12 protein-coding genes are annotated in these 14016 nt (G+C 65.1%); 5 read left to right on the top strand and 7 right to left on the bottom strand.

The window, feature by feature from the left end:
- The first annotated feature begins 8 nt into the window (after positions 1 to 8).
- The 4 genes from AC5RUM_RS03735 to AC5RUM_RS03720 are packed head-to-tail and all read left to right on the top strand — an operon-like array spanning position 9 to position 3844.
- Positions 9 to 1001, top strand: coding sequence for an ABC transporter permease (locus tag AC5RUM_RS03735; protein WP_494033664.1), 993 nt, complete (start codon positions 9 to 11; stop codon positions 999 to 1001).
- The gene (locus tag AC5RUM_RS03730) at positions 998 to 2098 is read left to right on the top strand and encodes an ABC transporter ATP-binding protein (RefSeq protein ID WP_494033663.1); all 1101 of its coding nucleotides are present in this window, start codon (positions 998 to 1000) and stop codon (positions 2096 to 2098) included. The genes AC5RUM_RS03735 and AC5RUM_RS03730 overlap by 4 nt, the downstream gene beginning before the upstream one ends.
- Positions 2091 to 3116, top strand: a complete 1026-nt coding sequence (locus AC5RUM_RS03725) for an ABC transporter ATP-binding protein (RefSeq protein WP_494033662.1) — start codon at positions 2091 to 2093, stop codon at positions 3114 to 3116. The genes AC5RUM_RS03730 and AC5RUM_RS03725 overlap by 8 nt, the downstream gene beginning before the upstream one ends.
- Complete coding sequence (locus AC5RUM_RS03720) at positions 3113 to 3844, top strand: sulfite exporter TauE/SafE family protein (RefSeq protein WP_494033661.1); 732 nt, start codon at positions 3113 to 3115, stop codon at positions 3842 to 3844. The genes AC5RUM_RS03725 and AC5RUM_RS03720 overlap by 4 nt, the downstream gene beginning before the upstream one ends.
- A gap of 41 nt (positions 3845 to 3885) precedes the next feature.
- Here the strand turns inward: AC5RUM_RS03720 and AC5RUM_RS03715 are convergent, their stop codons facing one another.
- Together AC5RUM_RS03715 and AC5RUM_RS03710 are read right to left on the bottom strand one after the other, a co-directional pair.
- Positions 3886 to 4872 carry a 2-hydroxyacid dehydrogenase gene (locus AC5RUM_RS03715; protein WP_494033660.1) on the bottom strand — a complete coding sequence of 329 codons (987 nt, stop codon included), beginning with the start codon at positions 4870 to 4872 and terminating at the stop codon, positions 3886 to 3888.
- A 5-nt stretch (positions 4873 to 4877) separates the two neighbouring features.
- On the bottom strand, positions 4878 to 6179 hold the full coding sequence (locus AC5RUM_RS03710) for a glucarate dehydratase family protein (RefSeq protein ID WP_494033659.1): 1302 nt from the start codon (positions 6177 to 6179) through the stop codon (positions 4878 to 4880).
- A gap of 194 nt (positions 6180 to 6373) precedes the next feature.
- Between AC5RUM_RS03710 and AC5RUM_RS03705 the strand changes: the two genes are divergently transcribed.
- The gene (locus AC5RUM_RS03705) at positions 6374 to 7360 is read left to right on the top strand and encodes a LysR family transcriptional regulator (RefSeq protein ID WP_494033658.1); all 987 of its coding nucleotides are present in this window, start codon (positions 6374 to 6376) and stop codon (positions 7358 to 7360) included.
- 145 nt (positions 7361 to 7505) lie between these two features.
- On the opposite strand, the gene AC5RUM_RS03700 is transcribed toward AC5RUM_RS03705, so the two are convergent.
- From AC5RUM_RS03700 to AC5RUM_RS03680, 5 genes are all read right to left on the bottom strand, one after another.
- On the bottom strand, positions 7506 to 8906 hold the full coding sequence (locus tag AC5RUM_RS03700) for an MFS transporter (protein ID WP_494033657.1): 1401 nt from the start codon (positions 8904 to 8906) through the stop codon (positions 7506 to 7508).
- Positions 8907 to 9116: 210 nt separating this feature from the next.
- Complete coding sequence (locus AC5RUM_RS03695; protein WP_494033656.1) at positions 9117 to 9809, bottom strand: FadR/GntR family transcriptional regulator; 693 nt, start codon at positions 9807 to 9809, stop codon at positions 9117 to 9119.
- 10 nt (positions 9810 to 9819) lie between these two features.
- Entirely contained in the window at positions 9820 to 10947 is a 1128-nt protein-coding gene (locus AC5RUM_RS03690) for an L-talarate/galactarate dehydratase (RefSeq protein WP_494033655.1), read from the bottom strand.
- Positions 10948 to 11067: 120 nt separating this feature from the next.
- Positions 11068 to 12306, bottom strand: coding sequence for an HNH endonuclease signature motif containing protein (locus tag AC5RUM_RS03685; protein ID WP_494033884.1), 1239 nt, complete (start codon positions 12304 to 12306; stop codon positions 11068 to 11070).
- 687 nt (positions 12307 to 12993) lie between these two features.
- Positions 12994 to 13914 (bottom strand): AEC family transporter, encoded by a 921-nt coding sequence (locus AC5RUM_RS03680; protein WP_494033654.1) that lies wholly within the window; start codon positions 13912 to 13914, stop codon positions 12994 to 12996.
- Between the last annotated feature and the right edge of the window lie 102 nt (positions 13915 to 14016).

Raw genomic sequence — 14016 nt, 5'->3', positions numbered from 1 at the left:
GAGTAGCCATGAAGACTTCGTTGACTGAGCCGACGGGGCAGGATCAGCTGCCGGCAGCCGAGCAACCGAAGCCCGTGAAGGAAAAGAGGGAGGCGAACCTCCACCTTTTCCGGCTTCTGCTGAAGGACCCCTTTGCCACAGCGTCCGCGCTGCTCCTGATCGCCATCGGGCTGACCGCCGTCGTCGGCCCTGCCCTCATGGGCGACCTCGCAACCAAACAGAACCTCCTCTTCGCCAATAAGGCACCCTTTACCCTCGCCAATGGCTGGGAGTACTTCCTGGGCAGTGATTCGCTGGGGCGGAGCATGCTCGCACGCCTCGTCGTGGCCAGCCGCACCACGTTCTCCGTGGCGCTGCCCGCCGTGGCAATTGCCCTCGTGATTGGTTCTCTCTGGGGAGTCTGGGCTGGCTACCACCGCGGCTGGCGTGAAAACGTGTCGATGCGGATCGCCGATGTCATCATGAGCTTCCCGTCCCTGCTGCTCGCCGTCGTCGTGCTGTATGTGTTCAGCCCGAGCGCAGGAAACATCGTGCTGATCCTCGCCCTCACCCGGATCCCCATCTATCTGCGAACGGCCCGGGCCGAATCGGCGGAGCTGCAAAGCAGGACATTCGTGGACGCTGCCCGGACCTTCGGCGCCAAGCCGAACGCCATCATCGGCCGCCACGTCATCCCCGTGGTCCTGCCGACGCTCCTCACACTTGCCACGCTCGAATTTTGCTACGTCATGCTGGCCGAGTCGTCGCTGAGCTTCCTCGGCATCGGAATCCAACCGCCGGACGTCAGCTGGGGACTAATGGTCTCGCAGGGCAGGCAGTACCTGCAGACGGCATGGTGGCTGTCCATCTTTCCCGGCGTAGCAATCGTGGTCACCACCATCGCCGCCAACGTCCTCGCGGCCTGGCTGCGCATCGCCACTGATCCGGCCCAGCGCTGGCGGCTCGCACTTCCCCGCAAGCGCCTGATTGCCCGTATTCCAGTAAAGGAGGCCAAGCCGTGAAAACTGCCGCCCAAACCGTGCTCACCGAGGAGTCCCCGGTGAAAGATGCCGTTCTCACTGTCCGGAACCTGGCTGTGGACATCCGCACCCACCGGGGAACGATCCGGGCCGTCAATGGTGTGGGCTTTGAGGCCCGCGCGGGGGAGACCCTCGCGCTGCTCGGAGAATCCGGCTGCGGAAAGTCCATGACGGCGAAGGCCCTCGCCGGGATCATGGACCCGGTCTGTGACCTCGCCGGCGGGGAAATTCTCCTCAACGGAACAGATCTGGCGGCCCTGACACCGAAGGAGCGGCTCAAGTTTGCGGGCCCGGGGCTGGGGATCGTCTTCCAGGACGCGCTGACAGCGCTCAACCCTGTTTATACGGTGGGAACACAACTCGGCGAAGCCTTCAGGATCCATCAGGGAATGAGCGCCAAGCAGGCCAAGATCCAGGCAGTTGAGTTGCTGAAGCGGGTGGGAATTCCCGAACCCGAGTCCCGCGTAAATTCGTATCCGCACCAGTTCTCCGGCGGTATGCGCCAGCGCATCCTGATCGCCATGGCCGTGGCACTGAACCCGCGCCTGCTGATAGCGGATGAACCCACCACAGCCCTGGACGTCACGGTCCAGGCACAGATCATGCAGCTCCTGCGGAAGCTCCGCGAGGAGGGACAGATGGCCGTCGTGCTGATCACCCACGACCTGGCGGTTGTTGCCGAGGAAGCGGACTCCGTGGCGGTGATGTATGCCGGGAACGTGGTGGAGAGCGGACCGGTCTCCGAGGTCTTCAGCGATCCACGGCATCCCTACACCAAGGGGCTGCTCGAGTCCGTGCCTGTTCACGTGGAGCGCGGCTCCCATCTGAAGTCCATTGCCGGGAGCCCCCCGGAACTCCACGACATTCCGGCCGGCTGCGTCTACCAGTCCCGATGCCCGCTCGTGCAGGACATCTGCAGGGCCGAGCGTCCCCGGCTGCTGCCTGTCATGGACAGTGGCCAGGACAAGCAGCACGCTGCCGACAATGGCCCCCGCACCGAGACCTACCCCGGGACCCAGCCGCCGCGGCCGGTCCGGTCCGCAGCCTGCCACTTCAGCAAGGAGTTAAACAATGTCTGAGCCGCTTCTGCAGATCGATGGTTTGTGCAAGACATTCCACGTCGCCAAGAGCGCCAGCGGCAACACCCGCCTCAAGGCCTTGGACGGCATCAGCCTGACGGTCGGACGCGGGGAGACCCTCGGTCTCGTGGGGGAATCGGGCTGCGGAAAATCCACCTTGGCCCGGACCCTCATGATGCTCGAGACGCCGGATGAGGGGACCGTGACGTTTGAGGGAACGAACCCGTTCGGCCTCCGCGGCAAGGAACTGCTCAGCTGGCGGCGCAGGGTCCAGATGGTGTTCCAGGACCCGTTCGCCTCCCTCAATGCGCGCATGAGTGCCGGCGACATCATTGCAGAGCCCTGGGCCACCCATCGGAGCCTCTACCCGACGCCGCGTGAGCGCGAAGCCCGGGTGCGCGAGCTTCTCAACATGGTTGGGTTGCGGCCATCGGATGCCCGTAAATCGCCGCAGGAGTTTTCCGGCGGCCAGCGGCAGCGCATTGGCATTGCCCGGGCGCTGGCCCTCAACCCGGACGTCATCATCCTGGATGAACCGGTCTCCGCCCTGGACCTTTCCGTCCAGGCGCAGGTCCTCAACCTGCTCAATGACATCCAGCAGGAACTCGGCGTTTCCTACATCTTCATCTCCCACGACCTGACCGTCGTGCGGCACGTGGCAGACCGCGTGGCCGTGATGTACCTGGGCAGAATCATCGAAACGGGAGACACCGAGGAAGTTTTCGACCATCCACGGCACCCCTACACAGCCGCGCTGATGTCCGCCTCACCGAGGCTGGACGTGATGGAATCCAAGCGGGAGCGCATCGTCCTCCAAGGCGAGTTGCCCTCCCCGTTGGATCCGCCGTCGGGCTGCCGTTTCCGTACCCGGTGCTGGAAAGCGCAGGACATCTGCGCCGAGGTGGCTCCCGAGCCGCGGGTGACAACAGCCGCCGCCGGCGCGCCACACGTGGCCGAATGCCACTTTCCACTCGAAACCATCAAGGGCCTTACCGCCGCCACAGCCGCTGCCGGGTGACAGGCACGGAGTATGCGGTCATTGCCGGCGTGATCTTCCTGGCCGCCTGTCTGCAGGCCTCGACGGGATTCGGCCTGGGAATGCTCGCCGCGCCGGTGGTGGCCATGGTGGATCCGATGCTGTTGCCGGCCACGCTCATTCTCCTGGCACTGCTCGTGACCATCCTCGTGACGGTCCGTGAGCGGCAGCACCTGGATCTCCGCGGCACCGGCTGGGCCCTCGTTGGCCGGATCCCCGGAAGCTTTCTGGGGGCGTGGCTTGTGGCCGTGATCTCCACGGAAGGACTTGCCTGGGCTGTGGTTGTGGTGGTGCTCACCGGCCTGGTGCTTGCCATCAGGGGGTGGGCGCCCCGGCCGGTCCGGGTCAACCTCATCGCGGCCGGTGCAGCTTCAGGCATCATGGGCACCGCAACATCCATTGGCGGACCTCCCATGGCCCTGGTGTGGCAAGGCCATCGGGGACCGCGGCTGCGGGGCACCATGAGCGCGTTCTTTATGGTCGGCTCCGCCATTTCCCTGGTCTCGCTGGGAGTAGCAGGCGCCGTGACAGCTGAAACCTTGACGCTCGCCCTCTGGATGGTGCCTGCGGTGCTCGGCGGCTATCTGGCCTCACGCTTCGTGAACCGCTTCCTGAACGCCGCACGCCTGAGGCTGCTGGCGATGGGGGCATCCGGGCTCGGAAGCCTGCTGTTGATGGGGCAACTGGTCCTGGCCGCCTTGCAGCCCTGAGCGGATGAGTTGGTCGGAACGACTCGCCGCAGATCGCTGCCCTAGGACCTGGGCACCAGGTTGAACAGCTCCCGGCCTTCCGCCAGCCTCCTGATGTTGGCCGCAATGTCCGCTGCCCGGCGCTCGAACGTGATCCTCGCATGTCCGGAGTGGTGCGGGGTGAGAACGGTATTAGGCAGGGACGCGAACGGCAGTTCCGCCGGAGGCACCACGCCATCGGCAGGCAAGCCCCACCAAACGTCGATGCCCGCCCCGGCGATGCGCTGAGACTCCAGGGCGTCGAACAACGCGTGCTGGTCCACCACCGGTCCCCGCGCAACGTTAATAAGGAACGCCGTGGGCTTCATGGCGGCGAACTCCGCGGCTCCGATCATCCCCTCCGTCGAAGCGTCCAAGGGCACGGTGACAACCACGACGTCGGACTCGGCCAGCAGCTCCCGCAGCTGGTGGTTGCCGCCCATCCAGCTCAGCGCGACACCGTCGGGGACGCCGGCGTCCGGGTTCCTGCGGACGGCGCGGACGTCCATGCCCAGTGCGCCGGCCATCCGCGCCACCTCGGCCCCTATCGAGCCCATGCCCACGAGTCCCAGGGTCATTCCGCCGAGGGTCGGGTGGAAAGGAACGTCCGGATCGGTGGCAATGGTTTTCCAGCTGCCGCCGCGCACAGCACGGTCGGCCGCCAGGACATTGCGGGACAGCATCAGAGTGAGCATCAGGACATGTTCGGCGATGGGCCGCGCGTGATGGAAGGTGTTGGCAACCACGGCGTCCGGGGGCAGCCCCGGAAAGGAGATCTTGTCGCAGCCGGCACCCGTGACGTGCACGAGCTGCAGCCTGACGGCGGCGGCCGCCTGCTGTGGACTCAGCGACGAACAAACGACGACGTCGGCACCCGCCAGCGCGTCCAGCTGGCGGTCGGGGGTCCAAGCCGCCGCCATGTCCCAGTGGTGTGCGCCGCCGTCGTGCTTTAACTCGTCCTCAAAACGGCTGATGATGGGGTCGGTGACCACGATCCTCAGGCTCTTCATTGAGCTCACCAACGGGGGCTCTGAAGCTCATAGGAAGGGTTCAGCTTTCTCATGTACCCGGTGTCGTCCCGGCTCCTGATGCCGCATTCCAGATACTGACGGTGGAGACGCTCCAAGGCGTCGCGGTCCAGTTCGATGCCCAACCCGGGCCCGGTGGGGACCTTGACGGCCCCGTTCTCGAAGGCGAACGTGCCGGCAGTGACGACATCCTCTTCCGGGTCTTTCCACGGCCAGTGTGTGTCGCACGCATAGTCGAGGTTCGGCGTCGCTGCTGCCAGATGAACCATGGCCGCGAGGCTGATGCCCAGATGGGAATTCGAGTGCATGGACAGACCCAGGCCGAACGTGTCGGCGATGCCGGCCAAGGACTGGGAGCGGCGCAGGCCTCCCCAGAAATGGTGGTCCGAGAGAATGACATCCACGGCACCTGCCGCAACGGCCGGGGCCACGTCAGAGAAACTGACCACGCACATGTTCGTGGCGAGCGGCATCCCTACCTCGCGCCGGACAGCAGCCATCCCCTCAATGCCAGGCGTGGGATCCTCGAGGTACTCCAGGATGCCGTCGAGCTCCTTGCCCACCCGGATGGATGTGTCCACGGTCCAGGCGCCGTTAGGATCAATCCGGAGCGGCATGGCCGGGAACTCGGCCCGCAGTGCCTTGACAGCGCCCACTTCCTCCTCGGGCGGAAAGACGCCCGCCTTGAGCTTGAGTGCAGGGAAACCGTACTCGTCCACCATCTTCCGGGCCTGCCGAACAATTCCGGCCGGATCCAGCGCCGCACCCCACGAATCGTCGTCCTGGCCGGGGTGTCCGGACCATTTGTAGAACAGGTACCCGCTGAACTGAACGGTGTCGCGGACAGCGCCGCCAAGAAGATCGCTGATGGGGCGGCCAAGGAGCTTTCCCTGAATGTCGAGGGCGGCCACGTCGAAGGCCGACAGGACCCGGTCCGTGGTGCTGGAACCGGTGACCATTCCGCTCATGCCGTGGCCCCCACGGACCGTGTCGTGTTGGAGTGCAGCTGCAATGCGGCTTCGGATTCCGTTGATGTTGAAGACATCAGTGCCGGTAAGGCCAGCGGCTGCGGCTTCCAGGCGTGCCAAATGGCCGGCGTCTCCATAGGTTTCGCCCACCCCGCTGATGCCGGAATCAGTGTGGACTTCCACAATGGCCCGGAGGGCATAGGGCTCGTGGACGCCAACAGTGTTCAAAAGCGGCGGATCCTTGAACGCCACCGGCGTGATGGTGACGTGCGTGATGACCACTTGCTTCAGGTGTTCTGCGTGCTCGTTCACGGGGTTCACTCCGGTGTGCTCCTAAGTGCGGCTCGGTCTGTGGGGGCTCGGTCAGTGGGCTTGCCCAGTAGGTTCGTTCGTTGGGGAAGTCGGGGTTTTCCCGTGCGGGATGGTTTCGCAACTGCCCTCCACATGAACATAATGGGACGAATCGATCCACGTCCAAGCCAATTTCTGCACCCGATCATCCATGAAAGGTATCGATGTTCACCTTGCCCCAGCTGGAGGCATTCGTTGCCGTCGCTGAAGAACTGCATTTCGGTGCCGCCGCGGAAAGGCTCAACATGACGCAGCCTCCCCTGAGCCGGCAGATCCAGATCCTGGAGAAGAAGCTGGGCACGCAACTCTTCGGCCGCACCAGCCGCAAGGTCGAGCTGACACCGGCTGGCGCCATGTTGTTGCCCCGGGCGAGGCAGATCTTGGACTTGTGCATCAAAACTGAGCTGGATGTGCGCAGGGTTTCCTCGGGGGAGGTTGGAGCCATCACCGTGGGCTACACGGCGATCGCCGGCCAAAGTGCGTTGCCGCTCATGCTGCGCCGCGCGGCCGACAGCATGCCCGGGGTCTCGTTCATGCTGAGGGAGCTCGTGTCCACGGACCAGATGGACGGACTGGTGAAGGGCAGCGTGGATCTTGGCCTCTTGAGGCCGATTGTGGCCCGCCCGGGCATAGTGTCACGGCCCCTCATGAAGGACCGTCTGGTCGTGGCGCTGCCCGTGGGGAGCTCATTGCTTGGAAGCATGCCCATGAAGGAGGGCGCCCCGCTGCCCCTGGGAAAACTGGACCGCCTTCCCCTGTTGATGTACTCCACGAAGGAAGCCAGGTACTTCCACGATCTCGTGCTCCGCCTGTTTGCCAGTGCCGGTGCCCACGCGAACATCACCCAATATGCCAGCCAGATCCCGGCACTCCTCGCCTTTGTCCAGGCGGGGCTGGGAGTCACGCTGGTGCCGGCGTCCGCCATGGCCTCGGCGCCGGCGGGGGTCGAATTCCACGAAATCGACGGGAGTCACGGCATTCAGGAGCTCAACCGGGTGGACCTGGAGATTGCGTGGAATGAAGAGACAGCCAACCCAGCGGTAAGGCGGCTCCTCGAGCTGATCGATTCCGCCGGGCTGGCCGGGCCTGACTCCGGCGGACTGGCTGTGTCCGACTCCGCAGAACTGGCCGGTCCCCGCGAGGACAGCTAGCCCTGAAGCTTTTCCATTCGCCAAAATAGGCCGCCTGCAGGCACGCTAGGCGGCCTTTATTGGCAAACGGCTTGTGCTGGGCCTGGCCCCACCGGCTTGGCCCAGACGTGGACAGCCAGCCGGGACGTGGACAGCCAGCCGGACGTTATTTCGTCCCGACGGCGGCGAGCTGGGATTGCGCTTCCGTAGCCGCTTCTTCGTCAGGACGCGGCTCCGCAGCAGCTACTGCCCCGGGGACCTTGCGCTCCTTTAAGAAGTACACGAGGCCGGCAGCGAGGGTGGATGCCGCGGCCAGCGCGAAGAGTCCCGGCACTACGCTTCCCGTCTGCTCCTTGATGATGCCAAAGCCGAACGGGGCCACAAAACCGCCCAGGTTCCCCAGCGAATTGATGATGGCGATGGCCGGGGCCAGGACCAGCGGATGCAGGCCGGACTGCGGAATGGTCCAGAACAGCGGAGAAGCACTCTTGAAGCCCATGGCGGCGACGGCGAGGAACACCAGGGCCAGGACCGGAGTGGCGATGGCGGCCGCGAACGTTCCCACGGCGGCCACCAGCAGGGCAACCACCAGCAGGGGACGCTTGGACTTTGCCTTGTCCTGCCATTTGGCTGCAAAGTACATGGCGAAGACGGCGCACACCCACGGAATGGCGGAGAGGAAGCCGACGCTCAGGTCGGTGGTGCCGGGGATCTGCCTGACGATGCTGGGCAGCCAGAAGGTGTTGGCATAGATGGAGAGCTGCACGGCGAAGTAGATGCCGCAAAGCAGGAGGATCTGGGGGTTCAGGAGCATCTTCCAACGGTTGATCTTCGCATTGCCTCCGGCATGTGACCCGGTACCGTTGCCGGCGGAGTGCTGGGCGTCCTCCTCCTCAATTGCACGGGAGAGGGCAGACTTTTCGCCGGGGCTAAGCCACCTTGCGTCGTGGATCTTGGCATCCAGAAGAAAGAACACCACGATGCCCACGACCACCGACAGCAGGCCTTCGAACCCAAACAGCCACTGCCAGCCCCGCAGACCCAAGACGTCGTGGAGGCTGAGCAGCATGCCGGCAATCGGCCCCGACAGGGCGGCGGCGACCGACGAACCGGCAATGAAAATGGCCGTGGCCTTGCCGCGCTGGCCTGCGGGTACCCAGCGGGCGAAGTAGAAGATGACGGCGGGGAAGAATCCTGCCTCAGCCGCACCGAGCAGGAAGCGCAGGACGTAGAACATCGTGTCGTTCTGGACAAAAGCCATCAGGAAGGACACTGTGCCCCAGCTGATCATGATCCGGGTCAGCCAGACCTTTGCGCCGTACTTTTCCATCATCACGTTGCTGGGAAGTTCAAAGATGGCGTAGGCAATGAAGAAGAGTCCCGCACCGAATCCGTAGGCGGCAGCGCCGATGCCGACATCCGCCTGCAGGTGGTCCTGGGCGTAGCCGATGTTGGACCGGTTCAGCTGGTTGCAGACCAGCATGACCAGCATGATGGGCAGCACCCGCCTGAAGAACTTCTTCGTGGCCGAAGCCAGATCCGAGACAGCGGTGTCTACAGACTGCATTGGGGGAATCCTCTTTGATAGATCAGCAAGCTCACGCTGCGGGGACGACGGTCACGCCGTGTGCTCCTCGCCACAGCACCCGTTAACTGTAAACAGCCGGATTCATGCACGTCCAACACGAATATTGCATTGCGTGATACCTGCGGAGACCGATTCCCCGCATGCCTCCTGCTTGAGGCCTTCACCGCCGTCCTTCGTCGCCGTCCTCTGTCACCGTCCTGCGCGAAGGCGGCGGCGGGAATTGGCGAGATGGCTGCGCATGGCCGCGGCAGCCGATGGCGCATCTCCTTCGGCAATGGCGGCATAAATCGAGCCATGCTCGTGGACGACCTGTTCGAAATGGTCCCGTGCGTAGTGTTCGACGCCGGTCATCAGCCGCGTCCGCGGCATGGCGATCATGGTCTGGCCCAGCGATGCGAGGCAATCCGAGTAGAAGGGGTTTCCCGAAGCTGCGGCGACCGCGCGGTGAAAGTCGTAGTCCGATTTCATGGCATGCGCAGGATGCTCCACGCTGGCCGTGAAGTCATCCAGCGCTTTCTGAAGGACCTTGAGCTGGCGGTCCGTGCGGTTGGTGGCAGCCAGGGTGGCGGCTTCGGCCTCCACGCCGATCCGGAACTCCAGCAGGTGGAGACGGTCTTCCATGGTGACAACAGGCCTGCTGGCCTGTCCCGCCGTCGGACCTTCCGGGGGCGGGGTCAGCGCAAAGCTGCCCCGCCCGCGTTCGGTTTCCACGAGTCCTTCGGCCTGGAGCCGCGTGAGCGCGGCGCGGACCACGGTGCGGCTCACACCAAACTCGTTGATCAGGGTGTTTTCGCTCGGAAGCTTGTCCCCGGGCTGGATGACGCCGTCAACGATGCGGTTGCGAAGGTCGGCGGCGAGGTCCGTGGTCAGGTTCCGGCTCATGGGTTCAAGATTACGCGCCGAATTCCACGGTCTCCGTGGTCCAGGCGCGTGCCTGGTCGCTGAGCGACACGCCAAGGCCGGGACGGTCCGGAACCATCATGCGGCCGTTCTTCGTTTCGAGGCGCTCGTTGAACAGCGGGTCCAGCCAGTCGAAGTGCTCCACCCAGGGCTCGCGGGGATAGGCAGCGGCGAGGTGGAGGTGGATTTCCATGGCGAAGTGCGGGGCCAGGCCAAGACCGCGTTCATCCGCCAAGGCCGCGAGACGCAGGAACTGCGTGATGCCGCCGACGCGCGGGGCATCAGGCTGGATGATGTCGCAGCCGTCGGCGGCGATCAGGCCCTTGTGCTCGGCTACGGAGGCGAGCATTTCGCCGGTGGCGATGGGGGTGTCCAGGACGTGGGCGAGATGGGCGTGTCCTTCGAAATCGTAGGCGTCCAGCGGCTCTTCAATCCACACGAGGTTGAACTTTTCCAGCTGGCGGCCCATGCGCAGGGCGGTGGCACGGTCCCACTGCTGGTTGGCGTCCACCATCAGCGGGACGTCCCAGCCGATGTGTTCACGGATGCCGGCTACGCGGCGCAGGTCCTCTTTGCTGTCCGGGAGGCCTACCTTGATCTTGATGCCGCCGATTCCCTCTTCGATCGACTGTGTGGCGCGGGCCTTGACCTCGTCCAGGGTGGCGTTGAGGAATCCGCCCGAGGTGTTGTAGGTCTGCACGGAGTCGCGGTAGGAGCCCAGCAGCTTGGCGAGCGGGAGGCCGGCGCGCTTGGCCTTGAGGTCGTAGAGCGCGATGTCGATGGCGGCGAGGGCCTGCGTGGCCACGCCCGAGCGGCCTACAGAGGCGCCAGCCCAGAGCAACTTGGTGTAGATCTTGCCGATGTCATTGGGATCTTCACCGATGATGCCTTCTGCGACTTCCTTGGCGTGGGCGTACTGGGCGGGGCCGCCTGCGCGCTTGGAGTAGCTGAAGCCGAGGCCCGTGTGACCCTGTTCGGTGGTGATTTCTGCGAAGAGGAAGACCACTTCGGTCATGGGCTTTTGGCGACCAGTGAAGACCTTGGCGTCGCTGATCGGAACGGCCAGCGGAAGCCGCGCGGTGGAAAGTTTGACGTGCCGGATCAGGTCAACGGTGCTCATAGGTTCTCCTCGGAAGCGGTACGGGGCGACGTCGCCCGCACTTCTTAGGATACAAGTAGCAAACTTGTATTACAAGTCCAAACGAAGGCTGCTGCTTTCGGGATGGGCCGAGCACCTTGCCTATGTTCGGTGGTGGTTGCGGCGGGGTTTTTGGTGGGGGTCGATGTGGGGTGGGGGGATGAACCAGGGGATGCCGGTGTTGACCTGGATCTGCCAGTGTTCTTTGTGGATGAGGTGGTGGTGATGGGTGCAGAGGAGGACGCCGTTGTCGGTGTTGGTGGGTCCGCCGTGTGACCAGTAGGTGGTGTGGTGGGCTTCGCACCAGGGGGCGGGGATGGTGCAGTTGGGGAAGGCGCAGCCTTGGTCGCGGGCGGTGAGGGCTTTGCGGATGTGGGGCGGGAAGCTGCGGGTGGTGCGGCCGACGTCGAGGATGCGGCCTTCGCTGCCGAGGAGGATGGGGATGACGTCCGCGTCGCAGGCGATTTTCCGGACGGTGGCGGCGTTGATGGGTCCAGTGAACGTGAACGACCCCGTGCCGCCCGGGGCGCCGTGCCCGCTGGCGGCTACGGCCGTGGGTCGGTTCGATGCGCTGCTGCGGTTGATGGTGCGGTAGCGGGGTCCTTGGCTGGTTTCGTGTTCGAGGCGGTCCAGGAGGTCGAGGTAGTCGATGGTGACCATGACCTGGGGTCGGAGCCCGCCGGTTGTGGGGAGTGCATCGGTGGTGAGGGCTGCTTTGCAGGCGCCGACGAGTCCGTCCAGGTGTCGTTGCGGGCGGGTCCGGCGGTCCAGCTCAACGTCCGGCGGCGAATCCCAGCCGGTGGTTGCGGTGTCCTGCCCGGCCCGGTCCCCGTCTGCGCTGTCGTTTGTGTAGACGGCAGTGCTGGCGTGGGTGGTGGTGCGGGGGTTGGTGGCGGTGTTCATGACGGTGAGGAGGTGTTCGTACTGGTCGGTGGTGGCGAAGATTTCGAGGTGGTGCAGGCCGCGGCGGGGACGGCGGAGGAAGGCGCCTTGGTTGTGGCGGAGTTCTTCTTCGGTGGGTTCGGTGCCGTCCTGGTCGATGGCGTCGGTCCAGCGGTGGGCGATGCGGGTCAGGAAGTCGTGGTCGTTCTCTACGGCGGTGCGGATCAGGATGGTTTCCATGTGCTCCAGGACGGCGGGCCCGGCGATGGGGCGGGCTTTGTCCAGGGCGGTGGTGATGATGGTCCCGGCGCGGGAGGCGATGGTTCCGGCGGCCAGGATGGTGGCGGTGCGTTCGCAGGCCGGGGGCAGGGGCGTTCCGCCGATGCCGGTACGGGGGAGAACGGAGCCGGCGAGGGCGAGGCGTCGGCGGGCCTCGCCGATGCTGATCCGGAGCCGGATCCGCAGGAACTCCGCGGCGTTCCGGCACCCGTCATCGGCCGGTCCACCGCCCCAAGCCCGGCCGCTGCGGTCGGGAGAGCGGAAACCGCGGGAGCGGGTTCGGGCCCTTGTTCGGTGCCCCAGCCAGTGGTCCAGCCCGTGGCTTTGCTGGCCGGGCCGGCGGTGTTGATCGCAGCAGTGTTGATCGCTGCGGTGCGTGTCCGCTCGACCGCGGCGGCGGCGAGCAGCTGGAGGTGCTCGACCCGGCGGGACAGCTCCTCCGCCAGGTCGGCGAAATCCGCAGCCTGCCCGAAACCGGCCAGGGCTAGGTCTCCCGGTGCGGACTCCACCGCCGCTTCCACGAGCGCGAGGCAGGCGTGCAGGTTAACCGAAGCGCCGCCGTCGGACGAAGAAGAGTCCCCAACGGCGCTAGCCGCGTCAGTCCCGCCCGAAGCACCGCCGTCGAACGCCAGGCGGTCCGCACGCCCGTCATGTGGCACGGAAACGGGAACGCTGCGGAGCCTGCGGCTCCGCAGCAGGGAAGCCGCGCTGCAGCCGGACGTTACCGACCGGCCTGCGGTGTGATCCGCTGCGTTGTCCCCCATGGCTTCCATAGGAAAACTTTGTCAGAGGGGTGTGACATTTTTGCGACGGGCCGCCATTGCTTGCGGCGGCCACTTTTGCGGAAGGCACGCCCGCTGCAGGAACTTATCCGACCGCCCAGGCGACCACCAGCAGCGCCCCGACGCTGAGCAGCGTGGTGCAGAGGATCACGTCCCTGGCCACGGACATGCCCCTGCCGTAGGGGGAGGCGAAGAGGAACACGTTCTGTGCGGTCGGGAGGGCTGCCATGATGACGCTCGCGAGGAGATGCTGGCCTTCCAGGCCGAAAACGAACCGGCCCAATACCCAAACAACCAGTGGCATGCCTGCAATCTTTAGGAAGGTCGCCACCAGGGTTTCCGTGCGCCCGTCCTCTGCTTGCAGGGGTGCCTTCCCGGCCAGGGAGAGGCCAAAGGCCAGCAGCACCATCGGAACCGCGCCGCCCGCGAGCATATCGATGGGTTTCTGTAACAAGTCCGGGGCGCTCCAGCTAGTAAGCGCTACAACGGCGCCGAGCGCGGAGGCGATGATCATCGGGTTGGCGAACGGCTGGACCAGCATCTTTTTCCACGAGATTCTGGCTCCGGAGGACAGCCCCAGAACGGTCAGGTAGAAGGGTGCCATGACCAGGATCTGCACCAGCAGCACCGGTGCCACGTGCTGGGCCGTTCCCACGGCGTAGAGCGAGACCGGGATCCCGATGTTGTTGGCATTGGCATAGCTGCTGGCCATTGCTCCGACAGCGGTCTCAGCAACGGGTCGGCGGAAAAACAGGAAGCTCAGCAGGCAATAGAGCAGCCCCACTATCGCTGCTGACAGCAGCGCCAGTGGGGCGTCCGTTCCGAGCGCCGCCCGGATGTCACTTCCGGCCACCACAGTAAAGAGGAGTGCCGGGTTGGTGATGTAGAAGGCTGTGCGGGTCAGCGCACCCTGGATCTCGGGACCGAGGATCCGCAGGCGGGCCGCGACATAGCCCACGGCTATGACGGCGGAAACTATGAGGATTCCGGAGACGACGCCGCCCAAGCTGAGCCCTTCTATGTATCTCTATTCAACATAATGAGTGGGTTCCGCACGGCCGGCTCCTCTTGCAGGGAGGCCCGGCCGTGTGGAAGATTTTGGTGCTTG

The sequence above is a fragment of the Arthrobacter sp. B2060 genome (assembly GCF_059090445.1).
This window is presented reverse-complemented; position numbering and strand designations above follow the sequence as displayed.

Bases quoted from the DNA above. Each gene is read 5' to 3' on its own strand.
- AC5RUM_RS03735 (WP_494033664.1), top strand. From the start codon at position 9: ATGAAGACTTCGTTGACTGAGCCGACGGGGCAGGATCAGCTGCCGGCA.
- AC5RUM_RS03725 (WP_494033662.1), top strand. From the start codon at position 2,091: ATGTCTGAGCCGCTTCTGCAGATCGATGGTTTGTGCAAGACATTCCAC.
- AC5RUM_RS03715 (WP_494033660.1), bottom strand. From the start codon at position 4,872: ATGAAGAGCCTGAGGATCGTGGTCACCGACCCCATCATCAGCCGTTTT.
- AC5RUM_RS03705 (WP_494033658.1), top strand. From the start codon at position 6,374: ATGTTCACCTTGCCCCAGCTGGAGGCATTCGTTGCCGTCGCTGAAGAA.
- AC5RUM_RS03700 (WP_494033657.1), bottom strand. From the start codon at position 8,906: ATGCAGTCTGTAGACACCGCTGTCTCGGATCTGGCTTCGGCCACGAAG.
- AC5RUM_RS03695 (WP_494033656.1), bottom strand. From the start codon at position 9,809: ATGAGCCGGAACCTGACCACGGACCTCGCCGCCGACCTTCGCAACCGC.
- AC5RUM_RS03690 (WP_494033655.1), bottom strand. From the start codon at position 10,947: ATGAGCACCGTTGACCTGATCCGGCACGTCAAACTTTCCACCGCGCGG.